The sequence below is a fragment of the Variovorax nitratireducens genome (assembly GCF_051216545.1).
Lineage (GTDB): Bacteria > Pseudomonadota > Gammaproteobacteria > Burkholderiales > Burkholderiaceae_C > Variovorax.
Genome location: NZ_JBPJZO010000006.1, coordinates 1 through 19,111 on the forward strand (window position 1 = coordinate 1; position 19,111 = coordinate 19,111).

The 19,111-nt window shown below is 67.1% G+C and carries 19 protein-coding genes and 1 tRNA gene; 5 read left to right on the forward strand and 15 right to left on the reverse strand.

Going from position 1 to position 19,111, the window contains the following annotated elements:
• Positions 1–233: 233 nt before the first annotated feature.
• From ACSFA8_RS15950 to yaaA, 7 genes are all read right to left on the reverse strand, one after another.
• Positions 234–1,526, reverse strand: a complete 1,293-nt coding sequence (locus ACSFA8_RS15950; RefSeq protein ID WP_435480487.1) for an aspartate carbamoyltransferase — start codon at positions 1,524–1,526, stop codon at positions 234–236.
• A gap of 153 nt (positions 1,527–1,679) precedes the next feature.
• Positions 1,680–2,360, reverse strand: a complete 681-nt coding sequence (locus tag ACSFA8_RS15955) for a hypothetical protein (protein ID WP_435480488.1) — start codon at positions 2,358–2,360, stop codon at positions 1,680–1,682.
• A complete protein-coding gene (locus tag ACSFA8_RS15960; RefSeq protein WP_435480704.1) occupies positions 2,357–2,722 on the reverse strand; it encodes a response regulator in 366 nt (121 codons plus the stop codon). Before ACSFA8_RS15960 ends, ACSFA8_RS15955 begins: the two co-directional genes overlap by 4 nt.
• An 82-nt stretch (positions 2,723–2,804) precedes the next feature.
• Positions 2,805–3,653, reverse strand: coding sequence for an NADPH-dependent 7-cyano-7-deazaguanine reductase QueF (queF, locus tag ACSFA8_RS15965; protein ID WP_435480705.1), 849 nt, complete (start codon positions 3,651–3,653; stop codon positions 2,805–2,807).
• A gap of 11 nt (positions 3,654–3,664) precedes the next feature.
• On the reverse strand, positions 3,665–4,570 hold the full coding sequence (locus tag ACSFA8_RS15970; RefSeq protein WP_435480489.1) for an alpha/beta fold hydrolase: 906 nt from the start codon (positions 4,568–4,570) through the stop codon (positions 3,665–3,667).
• 7 nt (positions 4,571–4,577) lie between these two features.
• Positions 4,578–5,420 carry a 2OG-Fe(II) oxygenase gene (locus ACSFA8_RS15975; RefSeq protein ID WP_435480490.1) on the reverse strand — a complete coding sequence of 281 codons (843 nt, stop codon included), beginning with the start codon at positions 5,418–5,420 and terminating at the stop codon, positions 4,578–4,580.
• Positions 5,417–6,199 carry a peroxide stress protein YaaA gene (gene yaaA, locus ACSFA8_RS15980; RefSeq protein ID WP_435480491.1) on the reverse strand — a complete coding sequence of 261 codons (783 nt, stop codon included), beginning with the start codon at positions 6,197–6,199 and terminating at the stop codon, positions 5,417–5,419. The genes ACSFA8_RS15975 and yaaA overlap by 4 nt, the downstream gene beginning before the upstream one ends.
• A gap of 126 nt (positions 6,200–6,325) precedes the next feature.
• Here yaaA and ACSFA8_RS15985 point away from each other — a divergent pair, with 126 nt between their 5' ends.
• Together ACSFA8_RS15985 and galU are read left to right on the forward strand one after the other, a co-directional pair.
• Positions 6,326–9,208, forward strand: a complete 2,883-nt coding sequence (locus tag ACSFA8_RS15985) for a valine--tRNA ligase (RefSeq protein WP_435480492.1) — start codon at positions 6,326–6,328, stop codon at positions 9,206–9,208.
• A gap of 63 nt (positions 9,209–9,271) precedes the next feature.
• Positions 9,272–10,159 (forward strand): UTP--glucose-1-phosphate uridylyltransferase GalU, encoded by an 888-nt coding sequence (gene galU / locus ACSFA8_RS15990; protein WP_435480493.1) that lies wholly within the window; start codon positions 9,272–9,274, stop codon positions 10,157–10,159.
• Here the strand turns inward: galU and ACSFA8_RS15995 are convergent.
• From ACSFA8_RS15995 to cysM, 4 genes are all read right to left on the reverse strand, one after another.
• Entirely contained in the window at positions 10,140–11,156 is a 1,017-nt protein-coding gene (locus tag ACSFA8_RS15995) for an SGNH/GDSL hydrolase family protein (protein ID WP_435480494.1), read from the reverse strand. The genes galU and ACSFA8_RS15995 overlap by 20 nt on opposite strands.
• Before the next feature lie 93 nt (positions 11,157–11,249).
• Positions 11,250–11,477, reverse strand: coding sequence for a sulfurtransferase TusA family protein (locus ACSFA8_RS16000; protein ID WP_435480495.1), 228 nt, complete (start codon positions 11,475–11,477; stop codon positions 11,250–11,252).
• 26 nt (positions 11,478–11,503) lie between these two features.
• A complete protein-coding gene (locus ACSFA8_RS16005; RefSeq protein ID WP_435480496.1) occupies positions 11,504–12,046 on the reverse strand; it encodes an NUDIX domain-containing protein in 543 nt (180 codons plus the stop codon).
• Positions 12,047–12,068: 22 nt separating this feature from the next.
• Positions 12,069–12,971: a cysteine synthase CysM gene (gene cysM / locus ACSFA8_RS16010; protein ID WP_435480497.1), complete on the reverse strand. Its 903-nt coding sequence runs from the start codon at positions 12,969–12,971 to the stop codon at positions 12,069–12,071.
• Positions 12,972–13,013: 42 nt separating this feature from the next.
• Here cysM and ACSFA8_RS16015 point away from each other — a divergent pair.
• A tRNA-Leu gene (locus ACSFA8_RS16015) sits at positions 13,014–13,098 on the forward strand.
• Positions 13,099–13,234: 136 nt separating this feature from the next.
• Here the strand turns inward: ACSFA8_RS16015 and ACSFA8_RS16020 are convergent.
• A complete protein-coding gene (locus ACSFA8_RS16020) occupies positions 13,235–14,164 on the reverse strand; it encodes an NAD-dependent epimerase/dehydratase family protein (RefSeq protein ID WP_435480498.1) in 930 nt (309 codons plus the stop codon).
• Between the two features lie 34 nt (positions 14,165–14,198).
• Here ACSFA8_RS16020 and ACSFA8_RS16025 point away from each other — a divergent pair, with 34 nt between their 5' ends.
• Together ACSFA8_RS16025 and ACSFA8_RS16030 are read left to right on the forward strand one after the other, a co-directional pair.
• Positions 14,199–15,263 (forward strand): CDP-6-deoxy-delta-3,4-glucoseen reductase, encoded by a 1,065-nt coding sequence (locus ACSFA8_RS16025; RefSeq protein WP_435480499.1) that lies wholly within the window; start codon positions 14,199–14,201, stop codon positions 15,261–15,263.
• Between the two features lie 10 nt (positions 15,264–15,273).
• Entirely contained in the window at positions 15,274–16,248 is a 975-nt protein-coding gene (locus tag ACSFA8_RS16030) for a Bug family tripartite tricarboxylate transporter substrate binding protein (RefSeq protein ID WP_435480500.1), read from the forward strand.
• Positions 16,249–16,388: 140 nt separating this feature from the next.
• Here the strand turns inward: ACSFA8_RS16030 and ACSFA8_RS16035 are convergent, their stop codons facing one another.
• Genes ACSFA8_RS16035 through ACSFA8_RS16045 form a run of 3 tightly spaced genes read right to left on the reverse strand, consistent with a single transcriptional unit; the run spans position 16,389 to position 19,104 of the window.
• Positions 16,389–17,153 (reverse strand): ABC transporter ATP-binding protein, encoded by a 765-nt coding sequence (locus ACSFA8_RS16035; protein ID WP_435480501.1) that lies wholly within the window; start codon positions 17,151–17,153, stop codon positions 16,389–16,391.
• Between the two features lies 1 nt (position 17,154).
• Positions 17,155–17,925 carry an ABC transporter ATP-binding protein gene (locus ACSFA8_RS16040; protein ID WP_435480502.1) on the reverse strand — a complete coding sequence of 257 codons (771 nt, stop codon included), beginning with the start codon at positions 17,923–17,925 and terminating at the stop codon, positions 17,155–17,157.
• Between the two features lie 21 nt (positions 17,926–17,946).
• Complete coding sequence (locus ACSFA8_RS16045) at positions 17,947–19,104, reverse strand: branched-chain amino acid ABC transporter permease (protein ID WP_435480503.1); 1,158 nt, start codon at positions 19,102–19,104, stop codon at positions 17,947–17,949.
• Positions 19,105–19,111: the final 7 nt, after the last annotated feature.

Here is a 19,111-nt window from a genome sequence, read left to right on the forward strand (position 1 = left end):
ATCCGTCCGCTTCCCCAGTCTTTATTGCGGGCTGGCAAGCCCAAGGAGGAGCACAGGGTTTACCGGACGGGCTCCCTTCAGCGCTTCGGGAGCGGGAGGAACAATATCAGGAGGAGGCCGCAGGCCGGGGGACATTCGCGGAGCAGCGTGCCCCGCCGCCCTGAGCCCGCCCCGGACAGAACCTCAGCGCCAAGATCAACGCCGGCTCAATATCTTTGAATGCAACGACCGTATCAGTCGAGCCCATCAAAGTCCGCGTCGTCCGGGCCGATGTGCGCCGGCGAGCGCCACCCAGCGTCGCGCATCGAGCGCGCGACCTGCTTCTCGACGCCCATCAGCACCGCGAACAGCGCCATGCGCACGGGAATGCCGTTGTCGGTCTGGCGGAAGATCGCGAGACGCGGGTCGTGGTTGAGGTCGATGCTCAGGTCATTCGCGCCCGGGCGGCCGTCGCGCGGCAGCGGGTGCATCAGGATGGTGTCGGGCTTGCAGACCGCATCCACCAGCGCCTTGCACACCTGGAACTCGGGCGTGTAGCCCTCGATCTCCTCGCCCGCGAAGCGCTCCTTCTGGATGCGCGTGGCATAGACCACGTCCGCGCCGCGAAGGCCCTCCTGCAGCGACGTGGTCTGCTCGATCACATGGCCGTTGCGCGCCACCAGTTCCAGCAGGTAGGCCGGCATCTCGAGCGACGGCGGCGCAATCAGCGTGAACTTCAGGCCGCGGTAGAGCGCGAGCAGCCGGATCAGCGAATGCACCGTGCGGCCGTACTTCAGATCGCCGACCATCGCGACGTGCGTGCCGTCCACCAGCTTGCCCATGCGTGAAAACTCGCGCTGGATCGTGTAGAGGTCGAGGACTGCCTGGCTTGGATGCTCGCCCGGGCCATCGCCCGCGTTGATGACGGGAATGTTGGTGGCCCGCGCGAACTCGGCCACCGAACCCTGCTCGGGATGGCGCACCACCAGCGCGTCGACATAGCCGCTCATCACGCGGCTGGTGTCGTAGATCGACTCGCCCTTGGCCATCGACGAGAAGGTGAAGCCGGTGGTGTCGCACACCGTGCCGCCGAGCCGGCAGAAGGCAGCGCCGAAGCTCACGCGCGTGCGCGTGCTGGCCTCGAAGAAGAGGCTGCCGAGCACAGCGCCTTCAAGGATGCGCGTGACCTTCTGGCGGCGCGCGATGGGCTGCATGATGTCGGCGACCTGGAACAGGTCTTCGAGGCTGCCGCGGTCGAACTGCGCGACCGACAGCAGCTGCGGCTTGCCTTCGGCCCCGATGCGTTGCGCGAGCGGGCGGTCGTCCGCGCCCGCGGTGCCGACGGCGGCGCCGAGCGCCTCGCGCTGCAGGATTTCGGCGACGAACTTGCCGACCATCTCCGGCATGGCACGCGACTCGCTCGAATCGGCCGGCAGCAGCCAGGTGTCGAGCGCGCGGCGGCGCACGCCCAGCCGCCCCGAAAACGCGTCGCGGGTGAGATTGAGGCGGCGCATCGCGTCGCGCAGGATGTCTTGTTGCTGGCTCATGCGCTGAAATATACGCCATGCGTATTCTTTCGCCAGGTGAACTTACGCAATGCGCATATGCTTTGTCCATCAACCAGCCGAACACGCGGCCGAGGCGCGGTTGCTCGCTTTCCTGCAGCGGCACTGGCGCGCGCAGGCCCGGGCGCGGCCGACTCAGGCCGCGCCGAAGGCCAGGCGCAGCACGTCGCCGTCGCGCCTCACCTCGTAGCCGAGGTCGTCGGCCAGGCTTTGCAGCGCGATCGCGTCGATCGCCAGCGCGCGTGGTGCGCGGTGCACGTGGGCGCTGTCGGGGCCCGCGCCCGCGCCGGGTTCGGGCAAGGCGGTGAGCAGTAGGGCGTTGTCGCCATCGGGCGCGATGACGATAGTGCCGACCGCATCGACACTGTCGTGCAGATGGCCCATGGCACCGAGCAGCATGTAGCGCAGCGCGGCCGCCCGGGGCCAGTGGGGTTCGTCTTCGACCGGCACCAGCGTCGCATCGACCTCGAGCGCAACGCCTTGGAGATCAAAGGCCGCACGCATCAGCGCGACGCAGGCCGCGACCAATCCGGAACGCGTGATGCCGCTGTCCTCGGTTGCCAGCTCCCAGTGACGCAGCAGGCGGATGCCAGCCGTCAGTTCGCCGACCTGGCTGTCAATGAGTTCAACGCGCTGGGCACAGGCGACCGGGTCGAGTTCGGACGCGGCCACCTGCCGCTTGAGCATCAGCAGCCCCATGCGAATGACCGACACCGGCGCGGCCATGTCGTGGCGCAGCGTCGGCAGCGCGCGCGTGAGAAGTTCGTGGCGCACGCCGGCCGCGATCCAGCTGCCTGCGCCGGGCGACACCTTCATGCGGAAGCCCGCTCGCCGGGCGCGGACAGGATGCGGTCGAGCGCATCGAAGTCGATCGGCTTCTGCAGGTAATGGTCGAACAGCGTGCGCGCTTCGGCGCCCGCTGCGTCCTGCGTTGAATAGCCCGAAATGGCGACCAGCAACGGCGGTCGGCTGTCGGCAGCGCTGCGCAGGCGGCGCGCCACTTCGGTGCCGGGCATGTCGGGCAGCATCAGGTCGACCAGCGCGACGTCGTAGTGCTCGCGGGCCAAGGCATCGAGCGCCTGCTGAGCGGTGTAGCAGCAGCGTGCCGTGTGATCCTGCAGCGAAAGCAGTTCCTTCAGCAAGTCGGCCGCGGCCTCGTTGTCGTCGACGATGAGCACGTTCAAGAACTCCTCCGGGGCGTTTTTCTAGAATCCCACAGTATCGGCGCGGCAGCGCACGCCGGGGTGTAGGAGCGAATCCCTACTGTCGCGCGGTGCGGATGTTGGCTGGCAGCGCCTGCGGCCAACTGGTGCGGAACGGGTTGATGTCGAGCCCGCCGCGCCGCGTGTAGCGCGCGTACACGGCCAGCTTGTTGGGCCGGCAGCGCAGCCAGATGTCGTTGAAGATGCGTTCGGCGCAGGGCTCGTGAAACTCGTTGTGGTTGCGAAAACTCACGATGTACGCCAGCAGACCGGCCTGGTCGATCGGCGGGCCGCTGTAGCGGATCTGCACGCTGCCCCAGTCGGGCTGGCCGGTCACCAGGCAGTTGCTCTTGAGCAGCCGGCTGCTGAGCGTTTCGTTCACCGGCGGCTCGTCGATTCGGGCGCTCAGCAGTTCGGGGGCCGGCTGGTAGTGGGTGCATTCGATCTCGAGCCGATCGAGGTTGAGCCCGTCGAGCTCGTGCACCGGTTCCTGGTCGAACGCGTCGGGCGCGATCAGCCGCACGCCGATGCTGGCGCTGCGGTCGCTGCCGCGCCAGGCCGCCTCGGACAAATCGGCCCGCAGCCGATCGCGCACCGCGTCGAGGCTCGCGAACACCGTGCTGTTGAAGCTGTTGAGGTAGAGCTTGAACGACTTGCTCTCGATGATGTTGGGCGTCTCGCACGGCACCGTGAAATGCGCAATGGCCAACTGCGGCTTGCCGCGCGCATTGAGCCAGCTCAACTCGAACGCGGTCCACAGGTCGGCGCCGAAAAACGGCAGCGCGCCGGCTGCAATGCCCATGGCTTCGCGCTGCGTGGCGCGTGCGATCGGGAACAGCAGGCTCGCGTCGTACTGGTCAACGTAGGCCGAACGGCGGCCGAGCTGCGAATCCTGCGGAGTGTTGATATTGGACAAGGTCATGCGGGGCGGCCGGCAGACTTCAGGAACGGAATGATGTGGCCGGTCAGCAGCGCCGACACCTGCGGCGGCAGGTCGTGGCCCATGCCGGGAATCGGCACGAACCGGGCGCCCGGAATGCGCCGTGCGGTGTCTTGCCCGCAGGCGATCGGCACCAGCTTGTCGGCCTCGCCGTGCAGCACCAGTGTCGGGCTCTTGATCTTCGAGAGCATGGTGGGGCGGTCGCGGTCGGCGCCGATCGCAAGCAGCTGCCGCATTACGCCATCGGGCCGGTAGGCGCGCTGGATGCCGGTACGCACGCGCGTCGCGAGCGCCGTCGGCTCGTGGGGATAGTCCGGGCTGGCGATCAGCTTGATGAAGCCGAGGCTGAAGTCCACCAGCGCGTCTTCGCTGCGGCCGGGGGGACGCCGGATCAGCCCGCTCGCAATCTCGGGCCGCGGGCCGGGCAGGCCGCGCGCGCCGCTCGAACTCATGATGCTGGTGAGGCTCAGCACGCGCTCCGGTGCGGTGGCCGCCACGCGCTGCGCGATCATGCCGCCCATCGAGGCGCCGACCACGTGCGCCTGCGCGATACCGAGCGCGTCGAGCAGGCCGAGCGCGTCGTTCGCCATGTCCTGCAGCGTGTAGGCCGAGCGCACGGGCAGGCCGAACCTGGCGCGCAGGCTTTCCCAGACGAGGTTGCGCTTGCCGGCGTGCTCGAAGCCCTCGCTCAGGCCGATGTCGCGGTTGTCGTAGCGCACCACGCGGTAGCCGGCGTCGACCAGCGGCTGCACGAACTCCATCGGCCAGCCGATGAACTGCATGCCCAGACCCATGATCAGCAGCACCACGGGACGCCCGTTCTGGCTGCCGTCGGCGCCGCTGTCGTCGACGTAGAGGTGAATGCCGTTTGCTCTCAGCTTCATGGCCGGTTCAAGAAAATTCGCGTTCGCGCAGCCACTTGGTGGCCACCCATTTTTCGCCCAGCAGCACCGGTGCGCCGCCATGAAGCGTGCGGGTAGCGGGGTCGGGCCGGTCGTAGCTGAAAAACACGCCGGTGCCGCGCACCGGAGCCACTTCGAGCCCCACGTCGGGAAAGGTGGTGGCGCCGCCCTGTTCGGGCGCCTGGAGGTACATAACCAGCGTGGCGACACGCTGGCCACCGCGGCGCAAGATGGTCGGCGTGCCGGGCTCGGCCGGATCGAAGTAGTCGTAGTGCGGGCGGTACTCGGCGCCGGGCCGGTAGCGCAGCACCTGCAAGCCCTCGCCGAACTCGATCGGCCAGCGCAGCAGCGCCGCGATGCGGGCTTCGAGCCGCGCGACGAGGGCGTTTTCGCCGCGTTCGAAGAACATGCCGTCGCTGGTGCGGTCGACATTGAGAACCTCGCCGCCGGTCTGTGTCTCGACCGTGAGCGAGCGCGCAAGCCGCACCCGGGCCGCCGCGATGAGACCGTCGCACTCCTCGTCGGACAACAGGCTGCCGAACACCACCACGCGCGGATTGCGCATCGTCTGCAGCACCTGTACGCGGCGGTCGACGGCCTCGATCTCGAGCGGCGCCGCGGCGAGATCGGGCCCCGGCATCGCACGCTGCGGTTCGACGGGCGCGGCGCTCGCCGTCTGCGACTGGAGCTCGGCCAGCGCCGCATCGGCCACGTCGTCATGCCAGCCGGCGTCGCGCATCGATGCCCTCAGCGCCGGTATCGAATGGCCGGCCGCAAGTTGCGCCGCCATCCATTCGCGCAGCTCCGGGCTTACAAATTGGCCGTTGCTCATGGCACTTTCCTGCGGAACACGAGGCGGTCGGGCTTCGACACCGCGGCATCGAAGCGATAGCCCTCGAGGTCGAATTTCTCCAGCGCCCCGGGCGTCGCAGCCTTGTGCAGCACCGCCCAGCGCGCCATCAGGCCGCGGGCGCGCTTGGCGAAGAAGCTCACGATCTTGTACTTGTCGCCTTTCCACTCCTGGAACACGCACTCGACCACGCGCGCCTTCAGCACCTTGAGGTCGACCGACCTGAAGTATTCCTGCGAGGCGAGGTTGATCACCACCGGCGTGCGATCCGCCATCAGGCGCGTGTTCAGGTGTTCGGCGATGCGCGGCCCCCAGAAGGCATAGAGATCCTTGCCATGGCGGTTGGCGAGCTGTGTGCCCATTTCGAGGCGGTAGGGCTGCAGCAGATCGAGCGGGCGCAGCACGCCGTATAGACCGCTGAGGATGCAGACGTGGTCTTGCGCCCAGCCCAGCTGCTTCGGGGTGAGCGACTTCGCGTCGAGCCCGCCGTACACGTCGCCGTCGAAGGCCAGCGCGGCCGGCTTGGCGTTCTTCGCCGTGCCCCTGGACACCCAGGCCGCATAGCGGGCGAAATTGAGCGCCGACAGCTTGTCCGACAGGTGCATCAGCTCGGCGATGTCTTGCGGCGTCTTGGTACGCAGCAGCTTGATCAGTTCGGCCGCCGGGCCCCGGGGGCCCTCGAACACGGGCTGGGTGGCCGGCAGGTCGCCGATGGGCGAGTCGAAGTCCAGCGATTTGGCAGGAGAGAGAAGAAACAGCATCGCGGAATTATCGGCCGACCGAGGCATCTACCCCCGGACGCGAGTGCCGGGCCCGGTCGAATAAAATCGCGGGCTGTTCCCCCACCCCACGGCATCCTGCGGGATGCCGTTTGTTTTTGCACCGCCATGAGCGACACCCTGCTTCAACCCGGCCTCGAGAGCCTGTCCAAATCGTTCGAACCCGCTGCCCTCGAGGCGCACTGGGGGCCGGAGTGGGAAAAGCGCGGCTACGCGAAGGCCGGCTTTCGCGGCACGCAGCAGCCCAAGGAAGACGCGCCCGCGTTCTCGATTCAGCTGCCGCCACCGAACGTGACTGGCACGCTGCACATGGGCCATGCGTTCAACCACACGATCATGGACAGCCTCGCGCGCTACCACCGCATGAAGGGCGACAACACGGTGTGGGTGCCGGGCACCGACCACGCGGGCATCGCCACCCAGATCGTGGTGGAACGCCAGCTGCAGGAGCAGAAGCTGGATCGGCACGAACTCGGCCGCAAGAACTTCGTTGCGCGCGTGTGGGAATGGAAGCAGCAATCGGGCAACACCATCACCCGGCAGATGCGCCGCCTCGGCGACACGGTCGACTGGAGCCGCGAGTACTTCACCATGGACGACAAGCTGTCGCCGGTGGTCACCGACACCTTCGTCAAGCTCTATGAAGAAGGCCTGATCTACCGCGGCAAGCGTCTCGTGAACTGGGATCCCGTGCTGAAAACAGCGGTGAGCGACCTCGAGGTCGAGAGCGAGGAAGAGAACGGTTTTCTGTGGCACATCGCCTACCCGCTCGAAGACGGTACGGGCTCGCTGACGGTGGCCACCACGCGGCCCGAAACCATGCTCGGCGACACCGCGCTGATGGTGCACCCCGAAGACGAGCGCTACAAGCACCTGATCGGCCAGCGCGTGAAGCTGCCGCTGGTGGATCGGCTGATCCCGGTGATCGCCGACGACTATGTGGACAAGACCTTCGGCACCGGCGTGGTGAAGGTCACGCCCGCGCACGACTACAACGACTATGCGGTCGGCCAGCGCCATGGCCTGCAGACCATCGGAGTGCTGACGCTGGATGCAACCGTCAACGACAACGCCCCCGAAAAATACCGCGGCCTCGACCGCTTCGTCGCACGCAAGGCGATCGTGGCGGATCTCGAAGCGCTGGGCGTGCTGGTCGACACCGTCAAGCACAAGCTGATGGTGCCGCGCTGCACGCGCACCGGCGCCGTGATCGAGCCGATGCTGACCGACCAATGGTTCGTGGCGATGAGCAAGCCCGACGCGAAGGACCAGTCGATCGCGCAGAAGGCGATCGACGCGGTGCAGTCGGGCGAGGTGCGCTTCGTGCCCGAGAACTGGGTCAACACCTACAACCAGTGGATGAACAACATCCAGGACTGGTGCATCAGCCGCCAGCTCTGGTGGGGCCACCAGATCCCCGCCTGGTACGACGAGGACGGCAAGGTCTATGTGGCGCGCGACGAAGCGGCCGCACAGGCCCAGGCGCCGGGCAAGACGCTCACGCGCGACGAAGACGTGCTCGACACCTGGTACTCGGCAGCGCTGGTGCCGTTCTCGACCATGGGCTGGCCTGCGGCCGACGATGCGCCGACCTCCGACTACAACCTCTACCTGCCCTCGTCGGTGCTCGTGACGGGCTACGACATCATCTTCTTCTGGGTCGCCCGGATGATCATGATGACGAAGCACTTCACCGGCCGCGTTCCGTTCAGGCACGTGTACATCCACGGCGTGGTGCGCGATGCGCAGGGCAAGAAGATGAGCAAGTCGGAAGGCAACGTGCTGGATCCGGTCGACCTGATCGACGGCATCGCACTGCCCGAGCTGCTCGACAAGCGCGCGCAGGGCCTACGCAGGCCCGAGACCGCGCCGGCCGTGCGCAAGAACACGCAGAAGGAGTTTCCGGACGGCATTCCGGCCTTCGGCGCCGATGCACTGCGCTTCACCTTCGCATCGCTCGCCTCGCTCGGCCGCAGCATCAATTTCGATCCGAAACGCTGCGAGGGCTATCGCAACTTCTGCAACAAGCTCTGGAACGCGACGCGCTTCGTGCTGATGAACTGCGAGGGGCAGGACTGCGGCCTGAAGGAACACACCAAGGCCGAGTGCGCAGTCGGCGGGCCGGCGCACGGCTACCTGAAGTTCAGCCGTGCCGACTTCTGGATCGTCTCGCAACTGCAGCGCGTGGAGGCGGAGGTGGCCAAAGGCTTCGAGGAATACCGCCTCGACAACGTCGCGAGCACGGTCTACCAGTTTGCCTGGGACGAGTTCTGCGACTGGTACCTCGAGATCGCAAAGGTGCAACTGCAGAACGGCGACGATGCGCAGAAACGCGCCACGCGCCGCACCCTGATCCGCACGCTCGAAGCGCTGCTGCGCCTGGCACACCCGGTGATTCCCTTCATCACCGAGGGGCTCTGGCAGAAGGTCGCGCCGGTGGCGGGACGCGGCGGCGAGTCGATCATGATCGCGGCCTATCCGCAGAGCCAGCCGGAAAAGATCGATGAGGCGGCCGAGGCGCACGTGGCAAAGCTCAAGCAGCTGGTCGACGCCTGCCGAACGCTGCGCGGCGAAATGAACGTGTCGCCCGCCACCCGGCTGCCGCTCTATGCGGTGGCCGACAGCGAGGCCGACGCGGCCTTCCTGCGCGACGCGGCCCCGGTGCTGCAGGCGCTGGCCAAGCTCAAGGAAGTGAAGCTGTTCGACGACGAGGCGGCGTGGGCCGCGGCGGCCGAAGCCGCACCAGTGGCGGTGGCCGGCGCGGTGCGCTTCTGCCTGCACATGGAGATCGACAAGGCCGCGGAGAAGGCCCGCATCGGCAAGGAAACCGCGCGCATCGAAGGCGAGATCGCCAAGGTGCACGGCAAGCTGGGCAACGAGGCCTTCGTCGCGAAGGCGCCGCCGGCCGTGATCGAGCAGGAGCGCAAGCGGCTCGAAGACTTCTCCGCCACGCTGGTGCGGCTGCAGGATCAGCTTCAGCGCCTCAGCTGACATGGTGTTTTGGTCCGGGGGACGTAACATCGCGCAATTGCTACTTTCTTCTGCCATCGACCCATGTCCCAAACGAGCACCATTCGCAAGGCCGTGTTTCCCGTCGCGGGCTTCGGCACCCGCTTTCTCCCTGCCACCAAGGCACAACCCAAGGAAATGCTGCCGGTGGTCGACAAGCCGCTGATCCAGTACGCCGTCGAAGAGGCCTATGCCGCGGGCATCCGCGACATGATCTTCGTGACCGGGCGCAACAAGCGCGCGATCGAAGACCACTACGACACCGCCTACGAGCTCGAAAGCCAGCTCGAGTCCAACGGCAAGACCGCGCTGCTGAACATCGCGCGCTCGGTGATGCCCGACGACATGACCTGCTCCTACGTGCGCCAGCCGCGCATGCTGGGCCTGGGCCATGCGGTGCTGTGTGCCGAACATCTGGTCGGCAACGAGCCCTTCGCCGTCCTGCTGGCCGACGACCTGATGGTAGGGCCCGATGGCGGGGAGCCGGTGCTGGCGCAGATGACTCGCGCATTCGCCAAGCTGCAGAGCTCGGTGCTGGCGGTGCAGGAAGTGCCGCTCGAGCAGGTCAAGCGCTACGGCATCGTCGCCGGTGACGCCGTCGAGGACGGCCTGACCAAAGTCAGCCGCATGGTCGAGAAGCCCAGCCCCGAGAACGCGCCCTCGCGCCTCGGCGTGGCCGGCCGCTACATCCTCACGCCCGCCGTGTTCGCCGAGATCCGCCAGCAGTCCAGCGGTGCCGGCGGCGAGATCCAGCTCACCGACGGCATCGCTTCGTTGCTTAAGAAAGAGTCGGTCTATGCCTATGCCTACAAGGGCACGCGCTACGACTGCGGCAGCAAGGAAGGCTTTCTGCAGGCGACGGTCGAACTCGCGCTGGCGCACCCCGAGGTGGGCGGCGAGTTCCGCGCGTACCTCAAGAGCCTGGCGCTTTGACCTTAGCGATTTGTGACGCGACCAGGTCGGCCACTTCCTGGTCACCGATCGGCGTCACCGCAAGGCCCAGGCCATGCAGGTGCTGCGCCATGGCCTGCGCCCACAACACGTTCCACACCAGGCCTGGATGCTGGTCGTCCAGCAGGGCATTGCCGGGCGCGTCCCCCTTGGTGTTGCGCACCTCCAGCGCGCCGATCGTCACCGTCTTGTAGTCGGGCTCGCCGTTCGGGCCGCGTGACCCCCACCGCTGGTGGAACCACGCGAAATCGTCGAAGAAGCTCGCCTGCGGCGTGCTTGCCGCCAGTTCGCGCAGCCTGGCGTTGAACATCGCCAGTGCGCGCCCGATGTTGGCAGTCGCTGCGGCCGTGCGCCATTTCTCGAAGTGGACCGGGTCGTCGGCTTCGTTGACGTAGCCCACCAGCACGATGCGCATCGCCGGGTACTCGGCAAGAATGGCTTCCATCGCCAGCCGGATCTCGTCGACGCAGAACGCGGCGGCGGCACGCACCTGCGGCGCATCGGGCTCGCGCGACTGCAGGTCGAGCAGCCAGGTCCAGTTGTTCAGGCCGATGCGGATCACCACCACGCCTTGTTGCCAGCGGTCGGGCGCCTGCTTCATTAGCGCCAGCAGGCGGGGCGTCTGGCGAAAGCGGCCGCCATTGAGGTTCTTGCAGGAGGCACCGGAGTTGGCAAAGTTGTAGAGGTAGTCCTCTTTCTTCGGCGCACGCCCCGGGGGCAACCCGACCAGTTCGCGCGCGCGCGCCACCACGCCCGGCCGGCCCCAGGCGACCCGCGGGCCCATGTCGATTTCATTGCCGCGCAGACGGCTCAGCGCTTCCGTCCACTGCAGCGTGCCGGCGTGGAAGTCACCGCCCCGCTCGCGCGTGCCCGGTGGAAAAAAGATGCTGTCCTGGTAGGCGTGGCTCAGCGAATCGCCAAGCACGGCGATCGGCACAGTGCCGCCGGGCGCCGGTTTGCTCAAGGTGTCTTGGGGCATCCCGTCACTCCAGAAAACCAGCGCGGCGAGTCCGCCCAAGGCCAACAGGGCGGCCGCGGCCAGCGCGGCAACAACGCGCTGCCGCATGGCCGTTCAGCGCCGCCGCAGCACGTGGATGAAGTCCGTGCCCTGCGTTTGCTGCTCGACCAGGTCGTTGCCGGTCTGGCGGGCAAAGGCCTGGAAGTCGCGCACCGACCCGGCGTCGGTAGACACCACCTTGAGCAACTGGCCGCTGGTCAGCTCGTTGAGCGCCTTCTTGGCCTTGAGGATCGGCAACGGGCAGTTGAGGCCGCGGGTGTCGAGCTCTTTGTGGATGTGCATGGGGGTCCTTGGGCGGTGGCCCGATTCTAGGCAGCCGGTGCCGCCGCCGGGCGCGGCCATTCGATGAAGCTGGGCTCATGGCCGCGCGAGCGCAACCAGTCGGCCAACGCATAGCCGGTGCCGGCCGGCCAGCACTTGAGCGCCGGCAGGTCGTAGAGCTTGTAGTCGACCAGTTCGGGCGAGAGACGCACCTCGCCGTCGGCCACCGCGTGGTAGGCGATGATGATCTGGTTCATGCGCTGGAAGTCGTAGACGCCGACCAGGTTGAGCTCGCTCGCCTCCAGGTTGGTTTCTTCCTTGATCTCGCGCGCGATGCCTTCCTGCGGCGTTTCGCCGGCCTCCATGAAGCCGGTGATCAGCGCATAGGCCTTATGCGACCAGGCTGCATTGCGCGCCAGCAGCACCTGGCCGCGGTATTCGATGATCGCGGCGAGCACCGGTGTCGGGTTGTTCCAGTGCGTGTGGCCGCAGGCGGGGCAGCGCAGGCGCGCCTTGGCGCCGCCATCTTCCATCAGCTCGATCCATTCGAGCGGGGTGGCACAGACCTGGCAAAACTTGGGATCGGACATGACGTGCAATCGGGCGGAAAGATCAGGCGGGGAACACGCCGGTCGACAGATAGCGGTCGCCCCGGTCGCAAACGACGAACACGATGGTGGCGTTCTCCACCGTTCTGGCAATCTCCAACGCAACCCAGAGCGCGCCTGCGGCCGAGATGCCCCCGAAAATACCCTCCTCGCGTGCCAGGCGGCGGCACATCTCCTCCGCGTTGTCCTGGCTCACGTTGACGACCTGGTCGACCCGGCTCGGGTCGTAGATCTTCGGCAGGTAGGCCTCGGGCCATTTGCGGATGCCGGGGATGCGCGAGCCTTCGTCGGGCTGCGCGCCGACGATGCGCACCGCCGGGTTCTTTTCCTTCAGGTAGTGCGAGACACCGGTGATGGTGCCCGTGGTGCCCATCGCGCTCACGAAGTGCGTGATGCGGCCCTGGGTGTCGTCCCAGATCTCAGGGCCGGTGGTCTCGTAGTGGATGCGCGGGTTGTCGGCGTTGGCGAACTGGTCGAGCACGCGGCCCTTGCCCTGCACCACCATCTGGTCGGCCAGGTCGCGCGCGTACTCCATGCCGCCGCTCTTGGGCGTGAGAATGAGTTCGGCGCCGAAGGCCTTCATGGTCTGGGCGCGTTCGACGGACAAGTCCTCCGGCATGATCAGCACCATGCGATAGCCCTTGATCGCCGCAGCCATCGCGAGCGCAATGCCGGTGTTGCCGGAAGTGGCTTCGATCAGCGTGTCGCCGGGCTTGATTTCACCGCGCTCCTCGGCGCGCTTGATCATGGAAAGCGCGGGCCGATCTTTCACCGAGCCGGCCGGGTTGTTGCCTTCGAGCTTGCCGAGGATCACGTTGCCACGCTTGTCGTTCTCTGCGGCTTCGATGCGGCGCAGCGCCACCAGGGGCGTCTTGCCTATGGCGTCTTCGATCGTCGGGTAATTCATAGGGGGTCACTGTGCCATAATTTCCGGCTGGCTTCCCCCCGTGCCCGGGTGGTGAAATTGGTAGACGCAGGGGACTCAAAATCCCCCACCGAAAGGTGTGCCGGTTCGATTCCGGCCCCGGGCACCACACTTTGACTCGCCCCCAGGCTGCGCGCACTTCGTGTCGCTTCGCCAACCCCCTGCCGGGGGCGATACCGGCGGACCGGCGAAGCCGGTTCCGCGGTATCCCTGGAATCCCCGGTAGAGGCCCCTCCCCTGATCGCTCAAGCTTCCTCGCGCAGCCCCGTGTGCACCGTCGGGTGCGCGAGCCGCACGCGCAACTCGCGCTTCATGCGGCTGTTGTCGAGCCGGCGCGATTCGCCCATGAAGCTCAACAATTGCAGCGGCAACTGTTGCTGCGCATCGTCGCGCGCGAGCCTCGGCGGGCGCGCCATGCCGTAGAGGTCAGCGGCCAGGTCGATGTAGTCGCCCATCTTGATGTCGCTGTCGTCGCTGACGTGAAACACGCGCTGCGGGCCGCCGCGCCACAGTGCGGCCACGCAGGCGCGCGCCAGGTCGTCGGCATGGATGTGGTTGGTGTAGACGTCGTCCTCGCGCCGCAGCACCGGCGTGCCTTTCTTGAGGCGCTCGCGCGGCGTGCCGCCTTCGCGATCCGGCGCATAGATGCCCGGAATGCGCAGCACGCGCGCGGCCGGGCCCAGGCGGCCGAACCAGCGCACCGCGCGCTCGGCATCGACGCGACGGTGCGCGCGCGGGGTGGCGGGCCGCACCGGGCGCGTTTCGCTGACCAGCGCGCCGCCGCAGTCGCCGTACACCCCGCTGGTGGAGCCGTAGACCAGTGCCGCCGGCAGGCTGCGCCGCGCCAGTGCGCGTACCAGCGCCGTGGTGCGCGCATCGCGCCACCATTGCGCGCCCTCCTCGCGCGCGGGCGGTGCCAGATGCAGCACGCGCGTGGCGATGCCGGCCAGCCGCCGCAAGGTGGCCGGCGCGTCGAGGTTGCCGACCAGTGGCGTCACGCCCGCATCGCGCAGGCGCTGCAGCTTGCCGGTCGAAGACGTCAGCGCGATCAGCTGCAGGCGCCCGCGCAGCACGTGCGCCGCACGCAGGCCGACGTCGCCGCAACCCACGATCAGCAGGCGTTCGCGCCGGAAGCGCGCCGGCAGCGCGCCGAGGGGGCTCTGGTTTGAGGGCAAAATTCGGTTCCTTTTCGCGAGCCCAAGAATACCCATGACAAGCCCAGCCCCGCACGAAGCGGGCTTTCACATCACGGTCGAGCCGAGCGGGCGCCATTTCACGTCAGTCGGCGACGAGACGATTCTCTCGGCCGGCATCCGCCAGGGCGTGGGCTTGCCCTATGGCTGCAAGGACGGCGCCTGCGGCTCCTGCAAGTGCCGCAAGCTGTCGGGCGAGGTCACGCTGGATCCGCATCAGAGCAAGGCCCTGAGCGCCGCAGAAGAGCTCGACGGCCTCATCCTGACCTGCCGCGCCCGCGCCCTGAGTGACGTGGTGCTCGAATCGCGCCAGGTTACCGAAGCCGGTGCGCACCCGATCCGCAAGATGCCGGCGCGGGTGCTGGCGCTGCAGAAGATGTCGCACGACGTGGTGCGGCTGCGCCTGCAACTGCCGGCCGGCGAGCCGCTGCAGTTCCATGCCGGCCAGTATGTGGAGTTCATCCTGCGCGACGGCGCACGCCGCAGCTACTCCATGGCCAATGCGCCGCACACGCTGGGCGAGCCCGGCACCGGGCTCGAACTGCACATCCGGCATCTACCCGGCGGCAAGTTCACCGACCATGTGTTCGGCGCGATGAAGGAAAAAGAGATCCTTCGCATCGAGGGGCCGTATGGCAGCTTCTTCCTGCGCGAGGATTCCGACAAGCCGGTGGTGCTGCTCGCCTCGGGCACCGGCTTCGCGCCGATCAAGGCGCTGCTGGAGCACATGAAGTTCAAGGGTATCGACCGGCCGGTCGTGCTGTACTGGGGCGGCCGCCGGCCCGAAGACCTCTACATGGACGACTGGGTGCGCGAGCACCTGGCCGAGTTGCCGAACCTGCGCTATGTGCCGGTGGTCTCCAACGCCGTGCCCGAAGACAACTGGACGGGTCGAACCGGCTTCGTGCACCGCGCGGTGCTGGAAGACATTGCCGACCTCTCGGGCCACCAGGTCTATGCCTGCGGCGCACCGATCGTCGTCGACTCGGCCAAGCGCGACTACGTGGCCGCAGCCGGCCTTCCCGAAGAAGAATTCTTTGCAGACGCCTTCACCACAGAGGCCGACAAGGCCCAGCCCTGAGACAAGCACCATGAAAACGAGACGCCTCTTCTTCGCGCTGGCTGCCGGCGCTGCACTGCTGGCGGCTGTCGGCCAGGCTAGCGCGCAGCAGCGCCCGATCCGGCTGATCGTGCCCTACGCGGCCGGCGGCCCGATCGACGTCACCGCGCGCGCGCTGGCCGAGCGCGTGCGCGACTCGCTCGGCACCGTGATCATCGACAACAAGCCCGGCGCCGGCGGCAACATCGGCGCCGACACGGTGGCCAAGGCCGCGCCCGACGGCCTGACCATCGGCATCGCGGCCACGGCCACCCACGCGGTGAACCCGTGGCTGTACAGCAGGATGCCGTTCAACGCGGCGAGCGACTTCGCGCCGATCACGCAGATGGTGCGTGTGCCGAACGTGCTGGTGATGAACGCCGAAACCGCCGAACGCCTCAAGATCCACAACGTCGCCGAGCTGATCGCCTACGCGAAGAAAAACCCTGGCAAGCTCAACTACGGCAGCGGCGGCAACGGCAGCGCCGGTCATCTCGCGGGCGAGATGTTCAAGAAGGAAGCGGGCATCTTCGCGCTGCACATTCCCTACAACGGCGGCAACCCGGCGCAGCTTGCGCTGCTGTCGGGCCAGGTGGACTTCAACTTCGACAACCTCGCGACCGCTGCACCGAACATCCGCTCCGGCAAACTGAAAGCGATTGCCGTGACCACAGCGCAGCGCAGCAATGCACTGCCGGATGTTCCGCCTGTGGCCGACACGCTCAAGGGCTTTGCGATCGACACCTGGTGGGGCCTGGTTGCCCCGGCCGGCACGCCGGCCGATGTGGTGGCGAAGCTGAATCAGGCCTTCGTTGCGGCGCTCAACGCGTCTGAAACGAAGACCCGTTTCGGCACCCTGCTGGCCGAGCCGGTGGGCAACTCGCCGGAACAGTTCGGCGCGTTCATGAAGAGCGAGCTGGCCAAGTACGAAAAGGTCGTGAAAGCCACCGGAGCGAAGGTGGACTGACCCCGAATCCGAATCCGAATCCGAGGCCGGCGAAGCCCGGCCCCTTCGCGAAACACCGCGGAACCGGCTCCGCCGGGCCGCTGGTGTTGCCCCCTGCAAGGGGGTTGGCGAAGCGACACGAAGTGCGCGAAGACTGGGGGTTACTCCCCAAGGTACGCCGCGCGCACCTTCGGGTCGTTGAGCATGATCTTGGCGTCGCCGCTCATCGTGATGAGCCCCGACTCCATCACGTAGCCGCGATCGGCCAGTTGCAGCGCGCGGTTGGCGTTCTGCTCGACCAAGAGGATGGTGACACCCTGCGCCGCCACCGTCTGCACCACCTCGAAGATCTTGTCGCACATGATCGGCGACAGGCCCATGGTGGGCTCGTCCAGCAGCAGCACCTTGGGGCGCGCCATCAGCGCGCGGCCCATGGCGAGCATTTGCTGTTCGCCGCCGGACATGGTGCCCGCCAGCTGCGTGGCGCGCTCCTTCAGCCGCGGGAATGTCGCGAAGACGCGTTCCATGTCCTTCGCGATCTCGTCCTTGTCGTTGCGGATGTAGGCGCCGATCTGCAGGTTTTCGGTGATCGTCATGCGCGTGAACACGCCGCGGCCTTCCGGCACCATCACCAGCCCCTCGCCCACCAGATCCCAGGCACCGCGCCCCTTGATGCTGCGGCCCATGAACTCGACCTCGCCCGCCGACGAGGGCAGCGTGCCGGTGACGGCTTTCATGGTGGTGGTCTTGCCGGCGCCATTGGAGCCGATCAGCGAGACCAGTTCGCCTTCGTGCACTTCGAAGTCCACGCCCTTGACGGCCTGGATGCCGCCGTAGCCGACCTTGAGGCCGCTGACCTTGAGCAGCACCTTGCCGGTAGCGCTGTTGGCTGTCTTTACCGGGGGAGTCAATGTTTCGGTGCTCATCTCAATGTCCTCCAGTGCCGAGGTACGCCTCGATCACTTTTTCGTTCTTCTGCACGTCGGCCGGGATGCCTTCGGCAATCTGTTTGCCGTAGTCGAGCACCGTCAGGCGGTCGCACAGGCCCATCACGAGTTTCACGTCGTGTTCGATGATCAGCACCGTGCGGTTGTCGGCGCGGATGCGGCTGATCAGCTCGCGCAGCTGCATCTTCTCGGTGGCGTTCATCCCGGCGGCCGGCTCGTCGAGCGCGATGAGTTGCGGGTCGGTGGCCAGTGCGCGTGCAATTTCGAGCCGACGCTGGTCGCCGTAGCTCAGGGTGCGGGCCTTGAAGTCGGCGTACTTGCCGACGCCCACATAGTCGAGCAACTCCTGCGCGCGCTTCTTGATCGCGGCCTCTTCGGCCTTGAAGCTGCTGGTGCGCAGGATCGCGCCGATCACGCCCGAATGGGTTCGGATGTGGCGTCCGACCATCACGTTCTCGAGCGCCGTCATGTCGGCGAACAGGCGGATGTTCTGGAAAGTGCGTGCGATGCCGGCCTTGGCGACCTCGTGCACGGCCGTCGGCTTGTAGGGCTTGCCGGCCAGCTCGAAGGTGCCGCTGTCGGGCGTGTAGAGCCCGGTGATCACGTTGAAGAAAGTGGTCTTGCCGGCGCCGTTCGGGCCGATCAGTCCGTACACCTGGCCGCGCTTGATGGTGATGCCGACGTCCGACAGGGCCTGCAGCCCGCCGAAGCGCTTGGAGATGCCGCGGACGTCGAGAATGGTTTCAGTCATTTTGTGATGTTCCTTTGCCGCTCAAGGGTTGATCGACATCGGACGCGAAGCTTCGCCCGGCACTGCGTCGGCCGGTGCTCCGCCCCCGGGAGGCGGCGGTGCCGCCGGTGCACCCTTGCGCACCTTGCCGTGCTCCGGCGAAGGCCAGAGGCCGCGCGGACGCACCAGCATGATCACAATCATGGCGAGCGCGATGAACAACTGCCGCAGGATCGAGGCGTCGAGCCGGCCATCGGTCATCGACTGCAGCGGGCCGGCCACGTAGCGCAGCACTTCGGGCAAGGCCGACAGCAGCACGGCCCCAAGAATCACGCCCGGCAGGTGGCCGATGCCGCCCAGCACCACCATCGCGACGATCATCACCGACTCCATCAGGCTGAAGGACTCGGGCGACACGAAGCTCTGGAAGGCCGCGAACATCGCGCCCGACACGCCGCCGAAACTGGCGCCCATGCCGAAGGCCAGCAGCTTCATGTTGCGGGTGTTGATGCCCATCGCCTTGGCGGCGATCTCGTCTTCACGAATCGCCATCCAGGCGCGCCCGACGCGCGACAGCTGCAGGCGATGGGAAATGATCACCGTGAAGATCACCAGCGCGAGGAACAGGTAGTAGTAGAGCGACACCGACGAGATGGTGTAGTCGCCCAGCTTCAGGGGCCGGCCGAGGTTCACGCCCAGGAAGTGGATGGGGTCGATCGCATCGAGGCCCTTGGGGCCGTTGGTCACGTTGACCGGGTGGTCGAGCGTGTTCAGGAACACGCGGATGATTTCACCGAAGCCGAGCGTCACGATCGCCAGGTAGTCGCCGCGCAACCGCAGCGTCGGCGCGCCGAGCAGCACCCCGAACATCCCGGCCAGCACCAGCGCCAGCGGCACCACTACGAACACCGAGATGTGCAGCCCGTTCGGGAACATGGCCTTGATGGCCGGGAAGGTGTCGGTCAGGTGCGGCGAGCCGAGCAATGCGAACAGGTAGGCCCCGATCGCAAAGAAGGCCACATACCCGAGGTCGAGCAGGCCGGCGTAGCCGACCACGATGTTGAGGCCGAGCGACAGCAGCACGTAGAGCAGCGCGATGTCGACGATGCGAACCCAGGCATTGCCCTGGGTTTGCAGCAGCAGCGGCAGCACCAGCAGGCCGACTGCGGCGATCAGGAACCAGACGATGTTCTTTTTCATGATGGCT